The 20,657-nt window shown below is 68.4% G+C and carries 22 protein-coding genes, 1 other RNA gene and 1 riboswitch; of the genes, 12 read left to right on the top strand and 11 right to left on the bottom strand.

From position 1 onward, the window contains the following. Window positions 1–251 precede the first annotated feature (251 nt). On the bottom strand, window positions 252–611 hold the full coding sequence (locus ACIRD7_RS40715; protein ID WP_403461142.1) for a hypothetical protein: 360 nt from the start codon (window positions 609–611) through the stop codon (window positions 252–254). 551 nt (window positions 612–1,162) lie between these two features. Between ACIRD7_RS40715 and ACIRD7_RS40710 the strand changes: the two genes are divergently transcribed. Next, window positions 1,163–1,921 carry a hypothetical protein gene (locus ACIRD7_RS40710; RefSeq protein WP_403461141.1) on the top strand — a complete coding sequence of 253 codons (759 nt, stop codon included), beginning with the start codon at window positions 1,163–1,165 and terminating at the stop codon, window positions 1,919–1,921. A gap of 46 nt (window positions 1,922–1,967) precedes the next feature. On the opposite strand, the gene ACIRD7_RS40705 is transcribed toward ACIRD7_RS40710, so the two are convergent. Further along, the gene (locus tag ACIRD7_RS40705) at window positions 1,968–2,372 is read right to left on the bottom strand and encodes a hypothetical protein (RefSeq protein ID WP_403461140.1); all 405 of its coding nucleotides are present in this window, start codon (window positions 2,370–2,372) and stop codon (window positions 1,968–1,970) included. 481 nt (window positions 2,373–2,853) lie between these two features. Between ACIRD7_RS40705 and ACIRD7_RS40700 the strand changes: the two genes are divergently transcribed. The 4 genes from ACIRD7_RS40700 to ACIRD7_RS40685 all read left to right on the top strand — a co-directional run bounded on the left by ACIRD7_RS40700 (window position 2,854) and on the right by ACIRD7_RS40685 (window position 5,792). After that, window positions 2,854–3,783, top strand: coding sequence for a zinc-binding alcohol dehydrogenase family protein (locus ACIRD7_RS40700; protein WP_403461139.1), 930 nt, complete (start codon window positions 2,854–2,856; stop codon window positions 3,781–3,783). A 139-nt stretch (window positions 3,784–3,922) separates the two neighbouring features. Continuing rightward, window positions 3,923–4,762, top strand: a complete 840-nt coding sequence (locus ACIRD7_RS40695; protein WP_261722771.1) for an IclR family transcriptional regulator C-terminal domain-containing protein — start codon at window positions 3,923–3,925, stop codon at window positions 4,760–4,762. Between the two features lie 106 nt (window positions 4,763–4,868). Continuing rightward, entirely contained in the window at window positions 4,869–5,225 is a 357-nt protein-coding gene (locus ACIRD7_RS40690; RefSeq protein ID WP_403461138.1) for a hypothetical protein, read from the top strand. Window positions 5,226–5,246: 21 nt separating this feature from the next. Then, window positions 5,247–5,792, top strand: coding sequence for a hypothetical protein (locus tag ACIRD7_RS40685; protein WP_403461137.1), 546 nt, complete (start codon window positions 5,247–5,249; stop codon window positions 5,790–5,792). 84 nt (window positions 5,793–5,876) lie between these two features. On the opposite strand, the gene rnpB is transcribed toward ACIRD7_RS40685, so the two are convergent. From rnpB to ACIRD7_RS40655, 6 genes are all read right to left on the bottom strand, one after another. Beyond that, window positions 5,877–6,275, bottom strand: an RNA gene (gene rnpB / locus ACIRD7_RS40680) — RNase P RNA component class A. 143 nt (window positions 6,276–6,418) lie between these two features. Continuing rightward, entirely contained in the window at window positions 6,419–6,550 is a 132-nt protein-coding gene (locus ACIRD7_RS40675; protein WP_403461136.1) for a hypothetical protein, read from the bottom strand. Window positions 6,551–7,182: 632 nt separating this feature from the next. Next, a complete protein-coding gene (locus ACIRD7_RS40670) occupies window positions 7,183–8,478 on the bottom strand; it encodes an NRAMP family divalent metal transporter (RefSeq protein WP_403461135.1) in 1,296 nt (431 codons plus the stop codon). Beyond that, the gene (locus ACIRD7_RS40665) at window positions 8,475–9,821 is read right to left on the bottom strand and encodes a magnesium transporter MgtE N-terminal domain-containing protein (protein ID WP_403461134.1); all 1,347 of its coding nucleotides are present in this window, start codon (window positions 9,819–9,821) and stop codon (window positions 8,475–8,477) included. Before ACIRD7_RS40665 ends, ACIRD7_RS40670 begins: the two co-directional genes overlap by 4 nt. 352 nt (window positions 9,822–10,173) lie before the next feature. Further along, a riboswitch (M-box (ykoK) riboswitch) is annotated at window positions 10,174–10,344 on the bottom strand. An 88-nt stretch (window positions 10,345–10,432) separates the two neighbouring features. Further along, window positions 10,433–10,711 carry a hypothetical protein gene (locus ACIRD7_RS40660; protein WP_403461133.1) on the bottom strand — a complete coding sequence of 93 codons (279 nt, stop codon included), beginning with the start codon at window positions 10,709–10,711 and terminating at the stop codon, window positions 10,433–10,435. After that, on the bottom strand, window positions 10,708–11,439 hold the full coding sequence (locus tag ACIRD7_RS40655; protein WP_403461132.1) for an MgtC/SapB family protein: 732 nt from the start codon (window positions 11,437–11,439) through the stop codon (window positions 10,708–10,710). Before ACIRD7_RS40655 ends, ACIRD7_RS40660 begins: the two co-directional genes overlap by 4 nt. Here ACIRD7_RS40655 and ACIRD7_RS40650 point away from each other — a divergent pair. The 3 genes from ACIRD7_RS40650 to ACIRD7_RS40640 all read left to right on the top strand — a co-directional run bounded on the left by ACIRD7_RS40650 (window position 11,438) and on the right by ACIRD7_RS40640 (window position 15,164). Beyond that, complete coding sequence (locus tag ACIRD7_RS40650) at window positions 11,438–11,620, top strand: hypothetical protein (protein ID WP_403461131.1); 183 nt, start codon at window positions 11,438–11,440, stop codon at window positions 11,618–11,620. The two genes, ACIRD7_RS40655 and ACIRD7_RS40650, sit on opposite strands and share 2 nt — an antisense overlap. Window positions 11,621–12,007: 387 nt before the next feature. Beyond that, the gene (locus ACIRD7_RS40645; protein WP_403461130.1) at window positions 12,008–13,768 is read left to right on the top strand and encodes an ABC transporter permease; all 1,761 of its coding nucleotides are present in this window, start codon (window positions 12,008–12,010) and stop codon (window positions 13,766–13,768) included. A gap of 34 nt (window positions 13,769–13,802) precedes the next feature. Beyond that, window positions 13,803–15,164, top strand: coding sequence for a nitrate/sulfonate/bicarbonate ABC transporter ATP-binding protein (locus tag ACIRD7_RS40640; RefSeq protein ID WP_403461129.1), 1,362 nt, complete (start codon window positions 13,803–13,805; stop codon window positions 15,162–15,164). A gap of 19 nt (window positions 15,165–15,183) precedes the next feature. Here the strand turns inward: ACIRD7_RS40640 and ACIRD7_RS40635 are convergent, their stop codons facing one another. Then, the gene (locus ACIRD7_RS40635) at window positions 15,184–15,597 is read right to left on the bottom strand and encodes an ArsR/SmtB family transcription factor (protein ID WP_403461128.1); all 414 of its coding nucleotides are present in this window, start codon (window positions 15,595–15,597) and stop codon (window positions 15,184–15,186) included. A gap of 65 nt (window positions 15,598–15,662) precedes the next feature. Here ACIRD7_RS40635 and ACIRD7_RS40630 point away from each other — a divergent pair, with 65 nt between their 5' ends. Together ACIRD7_RS40630 and ACIRD7_RS40625 are read left to right on the top strand one after the other, a co-directional pair. Continuing rightward, window positions 15,663–16,688 carry a magnesium and cobalt transport protein CorA gene (locus ACIRD7_RS40630; protein ID WP_403461127.1) on the top strand — a complete coding sequence of 342 codons (1,026 nt, stop codon included), beginning with the start codon at window positions 15,663–15,665 and terminating at the stop codon, window positions 16,686–16,688. A 63-nt stretch (window positions 16,689–16,751) separates the two neighbouring features. Continuing rightward, window positions 16,752–17,849 carry a magnesium and cobalt transport protein CorA gene (locus ACIRD7_RS40625; RefSeq protein WP_403461126.1) on the top strand — a complete coding sequence of 366 codons (1,098 nt, stop codon included), beginning with the start codon at window positions 16,752–16,754 and terminating at the stop codon, window positions 17,847–17,849. A 131-nt stretch (window positions 17,850–17,980) separates the two neighbouring features. Here the strand turns inward: ACIRD7_RS40625 and ACIRD7_RS40620 are convergent, their stop codons facing one another. Both ACIRD7_RS40620 and ACIRD7_RS40615 read right to left on the bottom strand, forming a co-directional pair. Continuing rightward, window positions 17,981–18,553: a hypothetical protein gene (locus ACIRD7_RS40620; protein ID WP_403461125.1), complete on the bottom strand. Its 573-nt coding sequence runs from the start codon at window positions 18,551–18,553 to the stop codon at window positions 17,981–17,983. 192 nt (window positions 18,554–18,745) lie between these two features. Further along, complete coding sequence (locus ACIRD7_RS40615) at window positions 18,746–19,183, bottom strand: DUF6233 domain-containing protein (RefSeq protein ID WP_403461124.1); 438 nt, start codon at window positions 19,181–19,183, stop codon at window positions 18,746–18,748. Window positions 19,184–19,632: 449 nt separating this feature from the next. On the opposite strand from ACIRD7_RS40615, the gene ACIRD7_RS40610 reads away from it, so the two are divergent. Together ACIRD7_RS40610 and ACIRD7_RS40605 are read left to right on the top strand one after the other, a co-directional pair. After that, a complete protein-coding gene (locus ACIRD7_RS40610; protein ID WP_403461123.1) occupies window positions 19,633–20,028 on the top strand; it encodes a luciferase family protein in 396 nt (131 codons plus the stop codon). 26 nt (window positions 20,029–20,054) lie between these two features. Then, window positions 20,055–20,261, top strand: a complete 207-nt coding sequence (locus ACIRD7_RS40605; protein WP_403461122.1) for a three-helix bundle dimerization domain-containing protein — start codon at window positions 20,055–20,057, stop codon at window positions 20,259–20,261. The last annotated feature ends 396 nt before the right edge of the window (window positions 20,262–20,657 follow it).

Raw genomic sequence — 20,657 nt, 5'->3', positions numbered from 1 at the left:
CGCCGTGATGCCGTCCGACGCGCGCGCGGGCGCCAAGCACCGCGGTCGGAGCCATGAGCCGGACAGCGGTGGGGCGCCACCGCGGCCTGCGGTGGCGCCCCTCTAGGGAGTCGAGGACCGTACGGGGGGTGGGATCCTCGACTGGTCTGTGCGGCCGACCGGTCAGCGGTAGCAGGGCCGCAGGCGTGCGTGCCCCCGCCGACGGTGTTCATTGGGCCGCCCCGGTCTGACCAGGTGGTACCGCCGATCGGCTACGGGCGCTTCGGATAGGCCGGCGGCGGCGAGACCTCGTAGGGGTTGACGCAGTAGTAGATGGCGTAGCCGCGCACGCGCTTGCCGTCCGATCGACGTGTCACGGTCCCGCGGGAGTACCAGGTTTTCTCCTTGACCTTGTAGGCGAACTGGTCGACTCGGACCCTGTCGCCCTTGTATCCGATGCCGACGACCACGCTGGTCTTGCTCGGGCTCTTGTGGAACTTCACGGCGCTGCACGACACCTTCATGGTCGCCGTGTCGTACGCCTGCGCTGCTGGCGCAGCGGCCAAGCCCCCACCGGCGAGCGCGAGGCCGAGTACCCCTGCCGCGATCCTGCGGCGGTTCAGGACGATCAAGGTGGTCCCCTCACTGCTGCTCGGGCGGCATTCGTGGACGAGGACTCTTCGGAGCGCGCCTCAACGTCGCTCGCGCTCTTGGTGGCGGGCATACGGGCTCCCCGACACCCACATCCATAAACACCTGTAGATGACAGGCCTTGACCATAACCGCCAACCCGCGACAGGTCGACCCTCTTTCATAAACACATGAAGATGAAGGCGGGTGGGAGTGGGGTGAATCCGATACCGAGACGCCGGATCGCTCGGCAGCCCACACCCTTCCGTCACGCCCCAGGAAGACAGCCCAATAGCCCGATATGTGCTAGATTCACATAAACACCTGTAGAGAAAATGGCAAGGTCGACCTGCGGCTTCTCACCGCGTGAGAGGCTCACAGGAAGCAACGTTGACATCAGTGGACTAGTCCAATTTACGGACGCGTAGCTGCACTGCGAGAGCGCTTGACGCGACCTGCCCGCGAAGTGATATTCACGTGCGTAGATCGCGACAGGGTTCGCGCATCTCCCGCATAATGATCAAGCCCCACAGGAGAGGAGGAGGGACCGACGATGCCCGGAACCGTCGGTGACGGCACCAACAAGCCGCCACGTACGCTCGCGGAGAAGCTGTCACGACTCCGCGAGGAACGTGCACCCGAAGGCGGCAAGGTGCCGTCCTGGGAGGCGCTGGCGAAGGAGATCACCGAGAAGACCGGGGTTGCGATCTCAAACGCGTACCTCTGGGAGCTGGGGACAGGCAAGCCAGGAACGAACGTGACCCTGAATCACCTGAAGGCCTTCTCCAAGTTCTTCGGTCGACGCGTCTCCTACTTCGCCGAGGACGAGGTGGCCTTCGAGGACGACGCGCAAGCGCAGCTGGCCCTCCTGGAGCAGTTGCGCCGGCTGGGCGTCCGGCACATCCGGCTGGAAAATGTGGAAGGGGACGCCAGCGCTGAGACGGTCACGGACCTTCTCGGTCGGCTGCAGACCCTCGACATTCTGCGTGATGCAGACGTCCGGGAGATCGCTCTGCAGGTGACCCGCCTGACGGCCGAGCAGCGCGTGGCCCTGGGCAACATCGCCCGTAACCCTTCAGTGCTCGACGCCCTCCCCCGCACGGCTGGCCTACTCGAAGCGGCTGCCGGACTCACGGACGAGCAAATCGCCTCGGTCACACGTGCCCTCGACCAGATGGACGTACTCGAAGCACTCCAGGACGAAGGAGTGTCGCAGATCGCGAGCCAGTGCCTCGGATTGCTTCCATCGAGCAGGGAAGCCGTCCTGTCCATGATCGGGCAGCTTGGACGGCTGGAAGCCGGTAAGGCATAGGAGTTGGGCCGTTCCCGAAGGAACGGCCCCGCACTCCGTCTTCGAACTAGGTAGCGCCGCCGTCACCGCGGTGTGGGCCCAACTGGAGGTATTCCGCAATCAGTTCACGCGGAAGCAGGGGCATCAGCCGGCTTGCTGCGTCGAGCGTCTTCTCATCAGCTTCTTCCGCGGAGTCGGCATCTGGCTCCGGCCAGCGGCGACTCCCCTCCGCAGCTGCGGAGATCGGGTGGAACAGGATGGTCCCGTCCTCGGCTGCGAGCCACACCCCGCTCGGAGCATCGCCCCCGTCGCGGCGAACGAGGCCGTCTCCCTGTTTCCCGTCATGACGGACCTCATCATTCCCGGAAACGTCCGCGAATTCATGGGTGCCGTCCAGGGACTCCGTGCCTTGCGGATCCCTGTCCAGCACGCCGTTTCGATTTTCCCGCCGGCTCCCGCCCGGCACCGTCATCGCTATCGCCCCCGCGGTCTATTTTCACCTTCTGTGTATTGCGTGCCTTCGGCTCATCCCCCGTTAAGGACACGCACTTCTCCTCCCTGCCTGTGCGGGGCGACACCTTGCTCGTTCCGGAGGACCAACTGCCCGTCACAGCCCACGACCCCAGGCACGGCAGCGCCGAGCGATCCGGCGCGCGGCGCCCCGGTCGATGCGGACGCTCGCCCTCCCCGCGTCTTGATTCCTACCCTTGCGAATATGACTACGTCAACGACGAAACACGGAGAGTCGCGTGGGACGGCCCGCTTCTCACGTGGTGAGAAACCAGCCCGTTGAACACATCTCATGTGGTGAGAATGCGGTTTCATTTCTCACCGCGTGAGAAACGGAGGGCGTTTTCAGGCGCACCGCAGAACCGTCAACTCCATGACATAGCCTGGCCGTCGGAGGCATACCCAGATCCACAACCGCAGGGAGAAATGTGCGCGCCATTAGGATGGAACAGTTCGGCGGTCCGGAAGTGCTGCAGGTGGTCGAGGTCCCCGATCTTGAGCCACGGGGCGCCCATCACCTCTTGCAGGTGAGCCGCGCAGGCGTGAACTACGCGGACATGCACGTACGGGGAAACAGCTATCTCGCTCCCGTGACACTGCCCTACATTCCCGGCAACGAAGTCATCGGCACGACAGCGGACGGCAAGCGCCTCGTTGGCCTCACCCAGGGCGGCGGCTACGCCGAGCAGGCCCACGTGCACCGCCGCACCTCGTGGGAGGTACCTGATGACGTGACCGACGAGCAGGCAGTCGCACTGTGCCTCCAGGGCAATTCGGCCTACCACCTGCTCCACACCGTCGCTGCTGTCCAGGAGGGCCAGACCGTGCTGATCCCAGCCGCCGCGGGCGGCTTGGGGTCCATAGCCGTCCAACTGGCCAAGGGCATCGGCGCGAAGGTGATCGCCCTGGCGAGCACCAAGGAGAAGCGGCAACTCGCAGAAGACCTCGGTGCCGACGCAGTCGTCGATTCCACCAGCGAGACCCTCGCTGAGGACATCAAGGAAGCGGCCGGCGGCCCGGTCCAGGTCGCGCTTGAGATGACCGGCGGACCGACCTTCCACTCGATTGTCGCCGCCCTCGCCCCCAACGGGCGGCTGGCCGTGTACGGATACGCGTCGGGCCAGACCACCGACGTGTCGACCAAGGTGCTGATGGAGCAGTCGATCACCGTCTCCGGCTTCTGGCTGCCGACCCTGTTCCGCGACCTGAAGGCACTGCCCACCAGTATGAACGCACTCTTCGACGCCGTGCGCGCTGGCTCGCTTCGCCCAGTCCTCGGACAGGTTTATCCGATGAGCAAGGCAGCCGACGCCCACGCCGCTCTGGCCGCTCGGGCGCACACTGGGAAGCTCTGCCTTGATACCGCCGGGTAGTTGAAAGCTCAGATTATCCTCAAATTTTCCGCCACCTGGAACAAGAGTGCGACCCGAGGCGTCGTTCAACTAGTCGTCCATGTGAGGGAGTTGGTGGGCCGCTCCCAGCGGCCCACCCGTTGGGGAGGTAGCGGGCTACATGACTGGCAACGAAATCTCGAACGCCTCGGAGACTGGATCTCGTCTCGTCGACCGATTCATCCGAGTCCAGAAGGCCTTTGCTCAGCTGGGCGGGGATGTACACGGCACTGGCGAGATAGCCAAGGCGGCCGGCCTGGACGACTCCACCACCTCACGCATCCTGCAATCCGGCGTCTACGGCGGACTGTTCGAACGCATCGGCCGCGGCAAGTACCGGCTGGGGGCGACCGCCGCGCACCTCGGGATGCACGCGCTCGCCCACGCACCAGCCAAGGACGACAGCACGCACACGATCTTGGAGGAACTGCGCGAGGCGACTGACGGAGGTCTGGTCTTCCAATACATGCTGGCCCCCTTCGGGGGCGCCCAGCGTCAGTGCATCGACATGGCCGTGGGCGATTCGGACCTGGTGGAACTCGGTATGACCGCCCTCGACATCCTCTCCGTCACCCGCTCGCTCCGTACCGGAGCCAGCGGCCGAACCATCCTTGCCTACCTGCCTGCGACCCTCCAGGAGCTGGTGCTGGCCGAACCGATTCCGGCCGAAGCGGGCCCCGGCGTCTACCGCGACGACAAGGAACTCCTCGCTTCGCTCGAAGAAGTCCGTGACCGCGGCTACGCCCTCGGCTACGAAGAGTGCATGCCCCTGTGGAATTCCTGCGCGGCGCCCATCGTCTGGGGGGAAGCGATCATGGGAGCCGCACTCCTACTCAAACCTGCCACCGTCATGCCTGAGGCTCCGGAGTCAGTGATCGAAGCGACAAAGACGGCTGCCTCCCAACTCAGCGCCAGGCTGAGCCATCTGTCGGAGCCCATGGCCATGATGCTCGGAACCTGAGGAAAGTCCAGCTCAGAGCACTCGCCGCACGTGCAGGGAGAGCAGGGTGGACCCGCAGCAGAAATCCATGCGCCGACCGGCGAGAGTCGTGGCTAGGGTGAATCACATGAGCGAACAGCAGGAAGTTCACTCCGTTGCCAGGGTGGCCGCCACCCTCCGGACGGTCCTCGCGGGGTTCCGGCAAAGCGGCGAACGGGCCCTCCCCTTGCTGGTCGGTGAACAGGAGGGAGGCGAGCCCGAAGCCGTCGTCCTTCCCTACGACCTGTTCGTGGTGCTCTGCCGGGCACTGGAGCGTGGCGAGGACCTCGACCTCGGCGTTCTCGCAGCCAACCGGCTGGCCGACGCTCCCGCCCCCGGGCAGGGGCTGGATACGGCGGCCCTGGCCCGCCTGGTCGCCGAGGCGCAGCCCGAGGACGCCGACGATCTCCTCCAGGCGGGCGGGGCATCGCCGCGCGAGGACTGACGACAGCAGGACGGAGAAGTCGTGGCGGCGTCCGACCCCTTCCGCGGAGACCACCTACCGCAGGTCGGCGCCGACATCCTGCAGCTGAAGAACCTCCAGTTGCAGAAGCTGGCGCTCATCCGCATCACACAGCTGACCAGTGGAGAAGTTCAGGGCACCCGCCTGGAACGGATGCCGGATTCCTGGCCGGCGGAACTTAGAAACTGCTGGAAGCTGTATTTCGACGAGCAGGAGTACGACGTCGACCGACGCCTCAACCGCCCAGCGCCGCGCTATCGCATTGTCTACCGATTTCTCGACCCGGTGCCCGACACCGCAGAGCGCGACCGGCGACCACGGCTACAGGTCCTCGCGGTCGGCCCACGCTACCTGGCCGAGGCATACGAGCGAGCCGTCTCCAGGCTCGCCCGCCCGGAGGTAGCAGGGGAACGCTCAATCCAGCCGACACGCCCCTCTGCCCAACCCCTGCAGCAACGCGGACAGCGCGCGGGGGAACGAAGCCGACGAGCCCAGGGCGAGCAGCGCCAGCCTCGACAAGACTCTCCTCGCCCTCGGCATCATCGGTAGGGCGTGCCCAGGACTTGCGGCCCGCACATGCACCGCTGGACGAAGATCACGGAGATGGCGCGACCGTCGGCGCGTAAGAAGCGGCAGACGAGTCGAGCTGTACGCCGGATTCTGTCACCCGGCTGCCTCGCGGCGGCCGGGGAGACGGCCATCCATCTAGGACTGACGTTGCCGCCAGCCTCGTGCGGTCTACCCGCAGACTCGGGCGAGCAGCCCTCAAACGTCCGCGCAGGAGCACCGAGGTGCTCCCTCTTGACCTTGCTCCGGGTGGGGTTTACCTAGCTGCCCAGGTCACCCTGGGCACTGGTGGTCTCTTACACCACCGTTTCACCCTTACCGAGGACCGAGGTCCCCGGCGGTCTGCTTTCTGTGGCACTGTCCCGCGGGTCACCCCGGGTGGCCGTTAGCCACCACCCTGCTCTGTGGAGTCCGGACGTTCCTCGACGGGGCGTGTTGCCCCGACGCGGCCGTCCACTCGGCTCGTCTGCCGCGCTGACTATGTTAGAGGACTGAATCGCTGGCCTGCGCCATTCGTTTCCCCTTACCGCACGGCCGAGCTTGCACAAGCTCCCGGTCACCGGCCCTGCCCGCGAAGTACGCCTCCATTTCGCGACTGCCAGGCACGGTCAGGCGCCGAAGGGCAGTACCTGCTGAACGGCCAGGTCGTCGCGGAGCCGCAGGAAACGGACGGGGTGCCGGTATCGCCCCTCGTCGATGGCGGTGTCTGCTAGGAACTCCGCCACCAGGTCAGGGCGCACGGGGTGGTAGTCCAGCTCACCACGTGTACCCCAGCCGGCGCTGAAGCGTCGCCCGTGCCAGGGGTGATCGAGCCCCCCCCGGATGCAGGCGCCGGGCGAGATCGCGCCGGACGGCGGTCGGCAAGGGTGTGGTGCGCGCAATGAGCCGCAAGGTGCCGACCGCGTCATACCGGGCCAGCAGCAGCGTGGCCGGAGACGCCAATGCCCCGGTGACCCCGCCGATGAGCCCTTCGGCGGTGGTGCGGGAGCACTGGCGAAGCGCCGTTATTCGGAAGCTGCAGTATTCCCCTGCAGGTGGCAAATGGTCATCGTCACCAGCGGCCTGCCGGCTCATGTCAAGCAGGCCGCCTGCGCCGGAACTGCCTCACAATTACCTTCCTCGTAGAGCCCGGCTCGGGCTCGTGGCCTCCGGGGGCGCGCAGCAGCACAACGACCAGATGGCGTGGCTCGGCCTGCGCGGTCGACGTGGACGATCTGCCGGACCGTACCGAGGCGCACCGTCAGGGGACGGGCTGGGGATCGAGGGTGATCAGTACGACGAGTGTGGTGATCCAGGCCAGCAGGCCGGTGACCACGAGGTAGGGGCCGTAATTCTTCATGTCGGGACTCCTCTCCGAGTCGGGGGTGGGGGGTCAGCCAAGGCCGAACCAGCCCAGGACGGTCTGGACGAGCAGGATGGTGGACATGCTCGCGACGCCGACGACCACGGCGGTAGCGGCGATGCGGTAGCGGGGGCTGTTGGCGGCCGGGCCGAGAACGGAGCGGCGGTTGGTCAGGACCAGCAGATAGACCAGGACGATCGGGCTGATGAGGCCCTGCAGGACCTGGGTGCCGATGAGGAGCTGGATGACGTCGACCGGGGTCATCGCCACGGTTGCGCCCAGTACGATCTGGGCGGTGAACAGGCCCAGGAACAGTGGGGCGTCGCGGAAGCTGCGAGAGACGGAGCGCTCGACGCCGGCTGCCTCTCCTATGGCGTAGCTGGCCGAGAGCGGGACGACCGCGCCGGCGAGGGCGGAGGCGCCGATCAGGCCGAGGGCGAAGAGGAGTTCGGCGTTCTGGCCGGCAACCGGCTTGAGGGCTTCGGCGGCCTGGGCGGCGGAGTTGAGCGGGCCGGTGCCTCCGATGGCGGCGGCGGTGGCGATGATGATGGTCAGGCTGATGATGCAGGCGAAGACCGCGCCGAGCATGGCGTCCAGTTTGATCAGCCGGTAGTCCTCGGGCTTGGCGCCGCGGTCTACGACGCCTGCGGCGGCGTAGAACTGCATGTATGGGCTGACCGTCGTACCGATGAGTGCGACGGCGAGCAGGATGAAGTCCTTGCTCGGCTCGATGTGCGGGACGATCAGGTGGTGTCCGACGTCGGCCCAGTGCGGGTGGCCGAGGATCATCGCGATCGGGTACGCGAAGAACGCCAGCGACATGATCAGGAAGATGCGTTCGGCCCACCGGTAGGAGCCGAACAGGACGAGTGACCACAGCAGGATCGCGGCCGGCGGGATGACCGCCCACTTGGGGACGCCGAGGAGTTCGAAGGCGGCGCCAATGCCGGCAAACTCCGACACGACCAGCCCGGTGTTGGCCAGCAGCAGGCAGAACACCGCCAGTCCGGTCAGACGGAGGCTGAACTGCTCGCGGATCAGCGCCCCGAGGCCCTTGCCGGTGTGCGCGCCGAGCCGTACGGCCATCTCCTGGACCATCACCAGGGCGATGGTGACCAGCACCATGAAGAACAAGGTGCCGTAGGTGAACTGGGAGCCGGCGGAGGCGTAGGTGGCGATGCCTGCGGCGTCGTTGCCAGCGTTCGCGGCGACCAGGCCGGGACCGGCGATGGCGGCGATCATCGCGAGGCGGCCCAGGCCGCGCCGCCGCTTGGCGGGGCCGGCGGTGGGCGGAGCCGCGGCCGTGTCGAGGTCGCGGGTGGTCACTGCAGGAACCTCCGGAAGTGCAGGCGCCCGCGCTCGGGCAGCAGGGCGTCGAGCAGGTCGTCGGCCAGGATTCGGCCGAGCGGTCGGCCGGTGTCGTCGACCACCAGCAGTGAGGAGGCGCGGGCGGCGACCAACTGGTCGGCGGCCTCGTTGAGCGGGGTGTCAGGTCGGATGGTGTCGGGCGGGCCGAACTGGGCGCGCCAGGCCACCAGGTCGGCCACCGGGGTGGTGTCCTCGGCCACCGCCACGTCGAACAGGGCGATGTCGCACATCAGTCGGCCCTGGTCGTCCACCACGGTGACGGCGTCGATCTCGGTGCGGTGCTCGGCCTGCTCGGCCAGCTGCGCCCGTACTTGGGCGACGGTCTGATCCTGGTGTGCGGTGATCAGCAGGGTGGTCATGGCGCCGCCCGCGGTGCCCTCCCGGTGTGTCAGCAGCCGACGAAGCTCCGCTGCCTCCCCGGTCGGCATGCGGGTCAGCAGCGCCTCGCGCTCCTCGGGGGTGAGGTCGCGCAGGGCGTCGGTGGCCTCGTCCGGCTCCATCTCGTCCACCAGCCGGGCGGCGTGTTCCGGCTGAGCCTCGCGCAGGAGGTTCTCCAGCTCGTGCGGTTCCATCTCCTCCAGCGCGTCTGCCGCCTGCTCCGGCTCCAGCCAGCCCAGCAGCTGCTGCCGCTCGGCGCGGCCGAGGTCTTCGAGGATGTCGGCGAGGTCGGCCGGGCGCAGCCGGTGCAGCGCGGCCCGGGAGGCCCGCAGCCGTACCTCGGGCGGTCCTTCGGTGGCCTGTTCGGCGAACGGGGCCACGGCCTGCCAGTCCAGCACCCGTTCCGGGGTCGGCCTGGCCTGCCACCGGCGGGGGCCGAGCCGGCGCAGCAGAGTCGGCAGACTCACGTCCACGCCGACCAGCACCACGCGGTCGACCAGCGGAGCCAGGTACAGGTCGGCGGCCCGGGTGACCTGGACCCCGTCCACGTCGACCAGCTGGTGATCGAGTACGTCCTTGGCCAGCAGGGCCTCGCCGGGGCGGCGGGCGAAGTCGCGCAGGTCGACGCGAGCGGTGGACAGTCGCACGTGCCCGGCGTGCACCTTGCCGATGGCGTCCGAGGCCAGGAAGGTGTGCCGTCGTCCGATGCGCAGGATCAGGCCGGTGACCGGCGGGTATGCGTCCGGGCCGTAGAGCCGGGCGACCACGTCGACGACGCGGCCGACCTCCTCGCCGGCCTGGTTGGTGGCGGGTCCGCCGATCAGGCCGGCGAGCGAGACCAGCGAGGTGCGGACCGCCTTGGTGGCGGTGGCCCGGCGTTCCAGGTGGACCCTGCGGTCGCGCAGGCGGGCGGTGGTGGACATGAGCAGAGTGTGGGCAGCCAAGGTGAACACCCCCTTGCCCCGGTATGGCGGGGCATCGGGCGGCCCGCGGCAGCGCACTTCCTCCCCGGACCGGCGGCGGCAGGCACACCGGACACACCCCGGTAGACGGCCTGACAAGGCCGGTGAGCAGGGCGAACCGCCCGCTGAGGAGCCGGGCGGATCAGGTATCAGGGAAGAGCGGGCTGCTTCGGGCCGCGGAAGGACGGCGCGGACAACTCGAAGAGGGGCCGACTATGGCCCGGACTACTGTCCATGTCGCCTCCTCCCGGTCGTGGCCGCGCGCAGGGCGTCGCGGTCAAGCGGCAAGGGGAAGCCGGGCGGCGCACGGCCCGGCACACCCCATCTCGTCAGAGCTTTGGCACTCCACGGCGTAATCCCCTACGGGGAAGCCACTTGGGGTCACCCCTTGGGCCGGGGAGACCTGTCCTGATCCGGAGCGTCTCTCGACGGGTGGGATCAGTGGCCTGTGTCCGTGAAGACGCCTCACCGAACGAGGTGTCTGGTCAAACCTCGCAAAGCCTAAGCCCGCGCCGACCCGGCCTCCTAATCCATGACCAGCCCTTGACCCCGGACGGAACCGGAATTGGCCGTCACGGCCTCTCGCTGTCGGAATGCCCCGGTGAGAACGCTGCCTCGATCCATTCGTGCACGACGGTCACGGGCACACGTCCGTCGTCGGCGACGACACGTTCCGGCACGCCGAAGAGCCAGGCGGCCAGCGCTGCCCTGCGCAGGTCTGCCGTGCGGGAGGCGAGGCCGACCTGGTAGGCGCCCGCGGAGCCCGCGGCCAGTTTCGGGGCGTCCTCGGCCAGGTGCCGGGCGGCCCGGCGAACAGCCCAGCGTGCGCGCAGTACGGCGGTGTCGCTCATACGCCCGCCGCCTCCCGTTCCGTGTCGAGGGGGGTGTCGTCGAGGTGCCAGTGCAGATCCCGCACACCCGGCTCCAGCGACAGCCGCGCGATGAGCTGTTCCAGGCTGCGGGCAGGGTCGCCGCTGAGGGCGACGGCGGCCCGCAGGCTGGTGGTCTCGTCGCCGTCGCGGCGTACCCGCAGCCCGGTGGGCGCGAGGCCGTCGCCGGTGAGGGCCTGCGACAGCAGTGCGCGGACGTGGGTCTCGTCGCCGCGGTCGCAGACCAGGTGGACGGTGGCGTGCACGCCCTCGTGGTCGGGGTCTCGCTGCGGTACGCGGTCGATCAGCCGTCCTGCCGGGCGCAGCAGCAGGTGGACGGCGATGACGACGGCCGTGCCGATGAGGCACAGGTCCAGTCGGCCGGATGCGGCGAGTACGCCGACCGCAGCCGAACACCACAGCGTGGCTGCGGTGTTGAGGCCGCGGACCCCGCCGCCCTCGCGGAGGATGACGCCGCCGCCGAGGAAGCCGATGCCGGAGACGACGTAAGAGGCGACCCGGGTGGGGCTGCCGGGGTCGCCGACGGCCTCGCTGTAGAGGACGAAGAGGGTGGCGCCGACGGCCACGAGGGCGTTGGTGCGCAGGCCGGCCATGCGGGCGCGCCACTGGCGCTCGACGCCGATCAGGGCGCCGCAGCCGCCGCCGACCGCGAGCCGGAGTGCGAAGTCGAAGGTGGTCAGGTTCGCCATGGGAACCTCCCTGGCCCCGCCGCCGGGGCGGGGCAGGTCGGGGGCACGGCAGCGGCCCGACGCGGTGCGGGAGGACTACCGGGTGCCCGAGGAGTGGAGGGACACGGGGGTGCGGGGCCGGATATGGCCCGGACTACTGCTGCGATCCATGTCGCTCACCTCCTCCGCAGGGTCGGCCTGACCCCTCCATAGTTGCACATCGGTGCAAGTAGACCCCTCCGAACGGCCTATTTGCGTATCGATGCAATAAGCGCCACACTACCTGTCGGCACCCGCCTGTCACATCCCTGTGCAGGCCCCCGTGCTCCAGCCCGGAACCGCACGACTGAACGGAGGCGATCGTGGACGTCGACCCACCCAGTCCATGCTGCCTCTCCGGCAGTCTCTGACCCACTTCCGTACGTGACCGGCCGTGCCGCCCTCCGCCGAGGACGCACACGCGCTCCGGCGGAAGGCTGCGCCCGCGCGCTTCCACGCGCCCCGGCCCGCAGCAACCATCCGCTCTCAGCATCTGCTGCGCTCGCGCCCCGGCACGCCTGTGGCCACAGTGCGGTTGGAGGTTCCTGTGATGTCGTTCCGGACGAACGCGCCCGCACCCGCGACGCAGTCGTCGTTCTCCGCCCGTTTCGCCGGCCGTCTGTCCCGTATGACCTGGGTGGACGTGGTGGTCGCCGCCGCCGTACTGGTGCTCCTCTACATCGCGCTGCGGGTCGGAAAGGGGACCACGGTCTCCTTCTCCACCAGCCAGTCCGCCAAGGTGGACACCAGCATCGGCGAGCTGCCCTACGACGCGGCACGCTCCCTGCTGCGCATGTTCCTCGCGCTGGCCCTGTCCACCGTCTTCACCTTCGTCTACGCCTACACCGCCGCCAAGAGCCGACGCCTTGAGCGCATCCTCATTCCGGCGCTGGACATCCTCCAGTCCGTCCCCGTCCTCGCCTTCCTGACGGTGGCCGTGACCGGGTTCATCGCCTTGTTCCCCGGCTCGATGCTCGGCCTGGAGTGCGCGTCGATCTTCGCGATCTTCACCTCGCAGGCGTGGAACATGACCTTCAGCTTCTACTACTCCCTCACCTCCCTGCCCCGCGAACTCGACGAGCTCTCCCGGTCGTTCGGCTTCACCCGGTGGATGCGGTTCTGGAAGGTGGAACTGCCCTCCGGCATGATCGGACTGGTCTGGAACGGCATGATGAGCTTCGGCGGCGGCTGGTTCTTCCTCGTCGTCTCCGAGGCCGTCACCCTCGGCAACACCGACTACGCCCTGCCCGGTGTCGGCTCCTACGCCGGCGCCGCGATCGCCGACGGCGACCTGGGCAAGGTCGGCTGGGCCATCGCCACCATGGCGATCATGGTCATCGGCGTGAACTTCCTGTTCTGGCGTCCGCTGACCGCCTGGGCCGAGCGGTTCAAGAACGAGCAGTCCGAGGCCAGCGAGGTCCAGCGGTCGTTCGTCCTGGACTTCCTGCGCCGCTCCCACTGGCCCCAGCTGCTCGGCCGCGCCCTGCGCCCCGCCGGCCAGGCCCTGAACCGGGCGGGCCGCGTCCTCGGCATCGACGACCAGCCACTCGTCGTCGACCGCACCAGGCAGCGCACCGGGGACATCGCCTTCGCCCTGGTCGCCGGCGGACTGATCCTGTGGGGCCTGATCGACCTCGGCCACTACCTCTACGACCACACCGGCCTCGGCGTCTTCGGAGAACCCCTCCTGCTCGGCCTGGCCACCCTCGCCCGCGTCGTGGTGCTGGTCGCGGTCGCGACTCTCGTCTGGGTCCCGGTCGGCGTGAAGATCGGCTTCTCACCGAAGCTGACCCGCATCGCCCAGCCCGTCGTCCAGGTCCTGGCGTCCTTCCCCGCCAACTTCCTCTTCCCGCTCGCCGTCTGGTTCTTCCTCAAGACCGGCCTGACCATCAACATCGGCGGCATCCTCCTGATGGCGCTCGGTGCCCAGTGGTACATCCTCTTCAACACCATCGCCGGCGCCATGGCCATCCCCACCGACCTGCGCGAGGCCATGGACGACCTGGGCGTTACCGGCTGGCAGCGCTGGAAGCGGCTGATCATCCCCGGGATCTTCCCGTCGTACGTCACCGGCGGGATCACCGCCTCCGGCGGTGCCTGGAACGCCTCGATCGTCTCCGAGGTCGTCGGCTTCGGCGGCACCACGCTCACCGCCACCGGCCTGGGCGCCTACATCGCCCACGCGACGGCGGACGGCAACTTCCCCAAGCTGATCGCGGGCGTCGCCGTCATGAGCCTGTATGTCGTCTGCCTCAACCGGTTCTTCTGGCGTCGCCTGTACCGGCTGGCCGAGGCCCGCTACTCCCTCTGAACTTCCCTATTCCAGAACGCTTTTGGAGCCAGCCATGGCGATGAACACCCTCACCCCGACCCGGGACACCCGCCCCGCCGACGGCGACCTCCTGCTGGAGACCGTCGGCCTGACCAAGTCCTACGCCGGCGCCGACGGCGAACTCCCCGTCCTGTCCGGCATCGACCTCCAGGTCCGCGCCGGCGAGGTCGTCGCCCTGCTCGGCAAGTCCGGCTCCGGCAAGTCCACGCTGCTGCGCTGCCTGGCCGGCCTGGTCCCCGCCAGTTCCGGCACGGTCACCTACAAGAACACCCCGCTGACCGGCGCCAACCCCGGCACGGCGATGGTGTTCCAGACCTTCGCGCTGCTGCCCTGGCTGACCGTGCAGCAAAACGTCGAACTCGGCCTGGAGGCCAAGGGGGTCGGCGCGGCGGAGCGCGCGGAGGCCGCCCGGCAGGCCATCGACCTGATCGGCCTCGACGGCTTCGAGTCGGCGTACCCGAAGGAGCTGTCCGGCGGCATGCGCCAGCGCGTCGGCTTCGCCCGGGCACTGGTCGTCGAACCGGACGTGCTGATGATGGACGAGCCGTTCTCCGCCCTGGACGTGCTGACCGCGGAGAACCTGCGCGGCGAGCTGATGGAGCTGTGGGAGTCGGGCCAGTTCCCGACCCGGGCGATCGTGCTGGTCACCCACAACATCGAGGAGGCCGTGCTGATGGCCGACCGGATCGTCGTCCTCGGCTCCCGCCCCTACGGCACGATCCGCGAGGTCTTCGAGGTCGGGCTCGACCGCCCTCGCGACCGCAACTCGGCCGCCTTCGAGGACCTCATCGACCGCGTCTACCGCACCATGACAGGACGGCACAAGGAAGGCCGTACCCCCGGCCGCGCCGAGGCCGTCGAGCTGGACAAGCGCACCCCGGCCAACACGCCGCTCCCGCAGGCCAGCGTGGACGGCCTGTCCGGCCTGGCGGAGATGGTGCTGCACCGCGGTGGGCGCTGCGACCTGGCCGACCTCGCCGACGACCTCGGTCTGGAGATCGACGACCTCCTGCCCCAGGTCGACGCCCTCGACCTGCTCGCCTTCACCACACTCAGCGGCGACGACCTGCTGCTCACCGACACCGGCACCGCCTTCGCGAGCGCGGACGTCCAGGAGTCGAAGAAGATCTTCGCCGAGGCGGTCCTGCACGCCCCGCTCATCCAGCTGATCACCCGGAGCCTGCGCCAGAACCCCGCCGGCACCCTGCGGGCCGGCTTCTTCCGCGACCTTCTGGCCCACCACTTCACCAGCGAACAGGTCACCGCCCAGCTGGAGACAGCCACCGACTGGGGCCGCTACGCCGAGCTCTACTCCTACGACGCCGAGCCGCAGGAATACCGGCTCGACGAGCCCGACGACTTCAAGGCCGTATGACGGGCATGGCCTCGATGGGCTACTGGCCCAATGCCGGCCGCGCCCCCAGGGCTGCCCCGCGCACCGCGGCGGGCTGTTCCTGTGCGGCGGCTGCCGGCGTCCCAGGTCCGCTGTCGCCGGGTCCGTCGTTGTCGTCCTCGGCATCGGCCACCAGCTGGACCTCCTCCAGCAGCCCGCGCACACTCGCCGCCCGGTAGTAGATCCGCGTGCCCTCCCGGCGCGTGGTCACCAGCCCGGCCGTCCGCAGCTTCGCCAGGTGCTGCGAGGTCGCGGCCACATGGGCGCCGAGGATCCGGGCAAGCTCGCTCACCGGCAGCTCCCGGCCGCTGAGCGCCCACAGCAGCCGGTAGCGCGAGGGGTCGGCCACCGCCTTGAGCACAGCCACCGCACGCTCCGCGGACTCCGCATCCCACGCCTGTTCTTGCGTATCCATGCAACTATGGTACTGGCGGCCCGTACCGCCGGACCGTGCCCGTCACAAGGGCTTGGAGGACAGCCATGACGGCCCCCAGCACCCCACCGCAGCCGGTCCCCGTGGTCGACTGCGCCCTTTACGAGTACGGCCGACGCCGACCGGGACATCTGCCGCTCGACGAAGCGATGGACGCGGCCCGTACGACCCCCGGTGCCTTCGTCTGGATCGGCCTGCACGCCCCCACCGCCGACCAGCTCCAGGTCGTCGCCCGCGCGTTCGCCCTGCACCCGCTCGCTGTCGAAGACGCTCTGGACGCCCACCAGCGGCCGAAACTGGAGCAGTACGACGACACCCTCTTCCTCGTCCTGCGCACCGCCGTCTACCTCGAACACGAGGAGCTGACCCCGACCACCGACATCGTCGGAACCGGCGAGATCATGGCCTTCGCGGGCCGCGACTTCATCGTCGTCGTCCGCCACGACCCCTCCGAGCATCTCGGCCCCGTGCGCAGCCGCCTGGAGGCCGACCCCGAGCGCCTCGCCCACGGCCCCGTCGCCGTCCTGCACGCCATCGCCGACTCCGTCGTCGACCAGCACCTCGACGTCGTCACCGCCCTGGAGGCCGACGCCGACGAGGTCGAGAACGACGCCTTCTCCCCGGACACCACCCGTGACATCGGCCGCATCTACCAGCTCAAACGCGAACTCCTCGAACTCCGGCGCACGGTCGTTCCCCTCGCCCAGCCCCTCCGCGACCTCGCCGAGCGCCGTGTCCCCGGCGTGGACAGGGAGCTGGCCGCCTACTTCCGCGATGTCGCCGACCACCGCACCCAGGCCGCCGAGCGCGTCTCTGCCCTGATCGAAGTCGTCGACAACGCCCTGTCCATGGCCCTCGCCCAGACGAGTGTCCAGCAGAACCACGACATGCGCCGCATCAGCGCCGCAGCCGCGCTGATCGCGGTCCCCGTCGCCATCGCCGGCGTGTACGGCATGAACTTCGACCACATGCCCGAGCTGCGCTGGCTGTTCGGCTACCCCCTGATGCTTGGCGGAACCGCCGTCCTCGTCACCCTCGTCTACCTGGTGTTCCGCAAGAAGCACTGGCTCTGACGTCCGCTTTACGACGGCCTGGCACACTGTCCCGGAATCAGGTCCGGTGAAGGAGAATCCCGCATGTCGATGGTCGGCAACCTGCGCAAAGTGGCCCGCCTGACGCGGCGCAGTCGCGCCCGCGTGGACCTCAGTCACCCGGCCCGCTCCCCGCTCGGCTCCTCGGTGGTCAACTGCGTGGTCTACCGCGACGGCATCCGCCGGCCCGGCACGGACACGGTCGAAGAAGCCCTCCGACAGGTACGCAAGCACGGCCACGACTTCGTCTGGCTGGGCCTGCACGAACCGACCGAGACGGAGTTCGCCCGCGTCGCCGAGCTCTTCGAACTGCACCCGCTCGCCGTCGAGGACGCCGTGGTCGCGCATCAGCGGCCGAAGCTGGAGAGCTACGGCGACGTCCTGTTCGCCGTCTTCAAGACCGTCACCTACGTCGAGCACGAACAGCTCACCGCCACCAGCGAGGTCGTCGACACCGGTGAGATCATGGTCTTCACCGGCCCCGACTTCGTCGTCACCGTCCGCCACGGCAGCCACGGCTCCCTCGGCCCCCTGCGCGAAGACCTGGAAGCCCACCCCGAGCAGCTGGGCAGGGGCCCCTCCGCGGTCCTGCACGCCATCGCCGACCACGTGGTCGACGACTACGTGACCGTCACCGACGCCGTCCAGGAGGACATCGACGCGGTGGAGACCGAGGTCTTCTCCCCGCGAGGCTCCAAGACCGCGGATGCCGGCCGCATCTACCAGCTCAAGCGCGAACTGCTGGAACTGAAGAGGGCCGCGGTCCCCCTGGCCCGCCCCCTGGAGACACTCTCCACCAGGCCCCTGCGCGCTGTCGCCCCGGAGATACGGGCCTACTTCCGTGACGTCGCCGACCACCTGGCCCGCGTCACCGAGCAGATCACCTCCTTCGCCTCCCTGCTCGACTCCATCCTCCAGGCCCACCTCGCCCAGGTCGCCGTGGCCCAGAACGAGGACGCCCGCAAGATCACCGCCTGGGCCGCGATCATCGCGGTGCCCACCATGGTGTGCGGCGTCTACGGCATGAACTTCGACCACATGCCCGAACTGCGCTGGACCTTCGGCTACCCCCTCGTCCTCGGCGTCATCTCCACCGCCTGCTTCCTCCTCCACCGCAACTTCAAGCGCAACGGCTGGCTGTAAGACCACCCTCGCCAACGCATCGCGTGGGCAACCAAGTTGGCTGACTCGTCGTACGGCGCAGCAGAGCGCACGACCTCGACGAATGCGGGAAGTCCGTTTCAGAGATACGGAACAGCTTCGTACGGTGCCGGCTAGCCGTTCCGGTCGGTCGCTACGGCCGTGATCGCTGCCTGGCGGCGAGGTAGGGCGTCCAGCCAGTCCAGTGCGGTCGCCCGGTCCGTGGTGGCGGGGCACAAGGTGAACGGGGCGGCGAGCACGTCGTGAGCAAAGAGGCCCTCCAAGATCGCGCGCCGCTCGCCGTACGACCGGTTCAGCAGTTCTGTGTCCCCCGTCTGGAGAACGTCGAAAATGATCAGATAGGCGGGGCGCTCGGCTGCGGCCTGCACAGCGTTGTGCCCCCGGCGGCGGGCGCGGCGCTGCAGCTCGGCGAAGTTCAGGCGCCCTTCGTGTGGCACGACGAGCTCTCCGTCGAGCACGAGGGCCTCGGTGAGTGCGGTGCTCGCAGCAGCGATTTCGGGAAAGGCTCGCGTGAGGTCCGCGCCCTGGCGGGACTGGACCATAACTAGGCCGGGGCGGGCGAAGAGGACGGCTCGGAAACCGTCCGCCTTCTGCTCCGCGATCCATTCTCCGGGCAGTGCCCCGTCCGGGGGCAACTGCCGCCGCGCTTCCGCGAGCATCGGCTGAATCGGCGGGGTCAGGGCCACACTGTCACATCTACGCGGTGCCGTCTGGTAGTGCGCGCTGGGAGCCCCCGAATGGTCCCAGGCCAGGAGTGTGGCTATGCAGAGGCCGGCGCCGGGATAACAAAGGCATGACCGTGGCATCGCTGGGCAGGCCGAATGGGCTCCCCGAGCACAGAGCGAGGGTCCGCCAGGGGCGTCGTTCTCGCCCCGTGCTCAGTCGAAGATCCCCAACTCTGTGTCGGGGCGGCAGAACGGGCACGCTTCCAGTTGCGTGTCGGTGAGCGCGAGGCGAGCCTCATGCGCACCAACGCGATGGGTGTGATCGCTGGTCATCGTGCAGTCGTCCTGATGCACTGTGGCTTCTTCGGGACCGCTCGGTGTGCGCCGCCGCTCGATCATGAAGCCCGCCGACCCGCGCTCGCGCCGACTCGGGGCAGGGCCGGCCGCGGGAGAACTCAGCGCCCCTCGTCCGCGTAGACGCGGCTGTTGACGAGCAGCTTCGCCCTGACCTTCGGCAACGGACAGAGCATGACGGACGGCCTTCTGCTGAATTGACAGATAGATGCCGATCGTCTGATTCCGCGCGACCTGCTCGTCGAGGAAGTCCAGGATCATGCGAAGGCGGGGCGGGTCAGACGGCAGCTCGAACATGGCGGGCACCGGACCAAGCCGACGAGTGGACGATCATGCGTCGACCTCCTCTTCACGAGGCAGATCGACCAACCTCTCCCCATCCACCGGAAAACGGCCTCGGGAGCCCCAAAAGGGGTGGTAGTACAACGCCACCGACAGGGTGAGGAGCCGTCGCCGCACTGCGGCACCACCCCGCCGTGCGGCCAGCTCACGGTATGTGACGGTCCACTCGTGTTGAGTGCGGGCGAGGTCGGAAGGCATGGGGTGGCACATAGGTCAATTCAATCACCTGTTCGATTCCATTGACCACCGCCCAGCCACTTCTGTGGCCTCCTGAGTTGGCCATCGGCAATCGCAGTTGGCCAGCCGCGCACACCGCGTTGGTATCGGGCCCTTCAGCTGCTGCGGATCAGTTACAGATTCCTCACCTTCTGGTGGCCGGGGGGTGAGCTGGTCATGATGGGCGCATGACGTTGGCAGCGAGTGCCCTCGCACAACTGGCGACCTGGCCCGATCTCGCCGAGGCGGAGCCGAGCTGCGGCGTTGGCCGAGCCCTCTGTACGGCTCACGGCGAGATCGCCCACTTCCACTCCGACGACCACGTTGACCTGTACCTCACGGCCCGGGCCATCAGGCGGTTCGAAGACCACCTCACGGCAGCGACTGCCGTTCAGCTGGTGCCCGGTTCGCAGTGGGTGACGGTGCGGCTCGACGTCACCGCGGACGCCCATCTGCTCATGACTCTGGTCAGTCTCGCCCTCCAGGCGCACCAGGCGTGGCCGGTTCCAGACGACGTGCCGCGAGCCGAATGCAATGATCATCGCAACGCGGTTCGTCCGCGTGAGAATCTTGGCGGAGGCTGAACACACCTCTCCAGGCAGGTGGGGCGATGGCTGACAAGGAACGCGAGGCCGAAGCGGTCCGTGGGGTCGTAGAGCGCCTGACGGAGGCTTTCAGCGCGACACGTAGCCCGGCCGAGGTCGAGGCCGCGGTAGCCAAGGCTCACGCATCTTTCGCGAGCCGGCCGGTCCGCGAATTCGTTCCCGTACTGGTCGAACGCAAGGCCCGGGCGCTGTTGAGTGAATCATCCGACTAGCGATCTGCGCTCTCTGACCGTGTGCACTTGAACCCCCGAGCCGAACGGCGACGCCTCGGATTCCACGGCCCGCGTGGCCATCTACCGCTGAGCAAAGTGGCCAGCTGAGATTGACCACGGGCTCGCAATCTGCGGTTACGCCCAGCCCGCCAGCCATGTACCGCTGAAGGTCACAACCGCAGACGCGGGCGACTGCATGCGCATCCGGACCCTGAACGTCGGAGAGCCTTGCCGCCTACAGCTCGACGCGCCCCAAAGCGGGAGAATACCCGCATTTCAGCAGATCAGGCATTGCCACCAGCACCCAATATGCCGCAAACCCGACCAAGCGTCGTCGTCGCCAGCCCCACGACTCCACCCCTCGCCATCAACACATGTTGATAGACCCAACCCTCG

It is taken from the genome of Streptomyces sp. NPDC093568 (assembly GCF_044764945.1).
In the GTDB taxonomy this organism is placed as follows: Bacteria; Actinomycetota; Actinomycetes; order Streptomycetales; family Streptomycetaceae; genus Streptomyces.
This window is presented reverse-complemented; position numbering and strand designations above follow the sequence as displayed.

Coding starts and splice junctions, on each gene's coding strand:
- ACIRD7_RS40710 (WP_403461141.1), top strand. CDS start 1,163: ATGCCCGGAACCGTCGGTGACGGCACCAACAAGCCGCCACGTACGCTC.
- ACIRD7_RS40705 (WP_403461140.1), bottom strand. CDS start 2,372: ATGACGGTGCCGGGCGGGAGCCGGCGGGAAAATCGAAACGGCGTGCTG.
- ACIRD7_RS40700 (WP_403461139.1), top strand. CDS start 2,854: ATGGAACAGTTCGGCGGTCCGGAAGTGCTGCAGGTGGTCGAGGTCCCC.
- ACIRD7_RS40695 (WP_261722771.1), top strand. CDS start 3,923: ATGACTGGCAACGAAATCTCGAACGCCTCGGAGACTGGATCTCGTCTC.
- ACIRD7_RS40690 (WP_403461138.1), top strand. CDS start 4,869: ATGAGCGAACAGCAGGAAGTTCACTCCGTTGCCAGGGTGGCCGCCACC.
- ACIRD7_RS40665 (WP_403461134.1), bottom strand. CDS start 9,821: ATGTCCACCACCGCCCGCCTGCGCGACCGCAGGGTCCACCTGGAACGC.
- ACIRD7_RS40660 (WP_403461133.1), bottom strand. CDS start 10,711: ATGAGCGACACCGCCGTACTGCGCGCACGCTGGGCTGTTCGCCGGGCC.
- ACIRD7_RS40650 (WP_403461131.1), top strand. CDS start 11,438: ATGGGAACCTCCCTGGCCCCGCCGCCGGGGCGGGGCAGGTCGGGGGCA.
- ACIRD7_RS40655 (WP_403461132.1), bottom strand. CDS start 11,439: ATGGCGAACCTGACCACCTTCGACTTCGCACTCCGGCTCGCGGTCGGC.
- ACIRD7_RS40645 (WP_403461130.1), top strand. CDS start 12,008: ATGTCGTTCCGGACGAACGCGCCCGCACCCGCGACGCAGTCGTCGTTC.
- ACIRD7_RS40640 (WP_403461129.1), top strand. CDS start 13,803: ATGGCGATGAACACCCTCACCCCGACCCGGGACACCCGCCCCGCCGAC.
- ACIRD7_RS40635 (WP_403461128.1), bottom strand. CDS start 15,597: ATGGATACGCAAGAACAGGCGTGGGATGCGGAGTCCGCGGAGCGTGCG.
- ACIRD7_RS40630 (WP_403461127.1), top strand. CDS start 15,663: ATGACGGCCCCCAGCACCCCACCGCAGCCGGTCCCCGTGGTCGACTGC.
- ACIRD7_RS40625 (WP_403461126.1), top strand. CDS start 16,752: ATGTCGATGGTCGGCAACCTGCGCAAAGTGGCCCGCCTGACGCGGCGC.
- ACIRD7_RS40615 (WP_403461124.1), bottom strand. CDS start 19,183: ATGTTCGAGCTGCCGTCTGACCCGCCCCGCCTTCGCATGATCCTGGAC.
- ACIRD7_RS40610 (WP_403461123.1), top strand. CDS start 19,633: ATGACGTTGGCAGCGAGTGCCCTCGCACAACTGGCGACCTGGCCCGAT.
- ACIRD7_RS40605 (WP_403461122.1), top strand. CDS start 20,055: ATGGCTGACAAGGAACGCGAGGCCGAAGCGGTCCGTGGGGTCGTAGAG.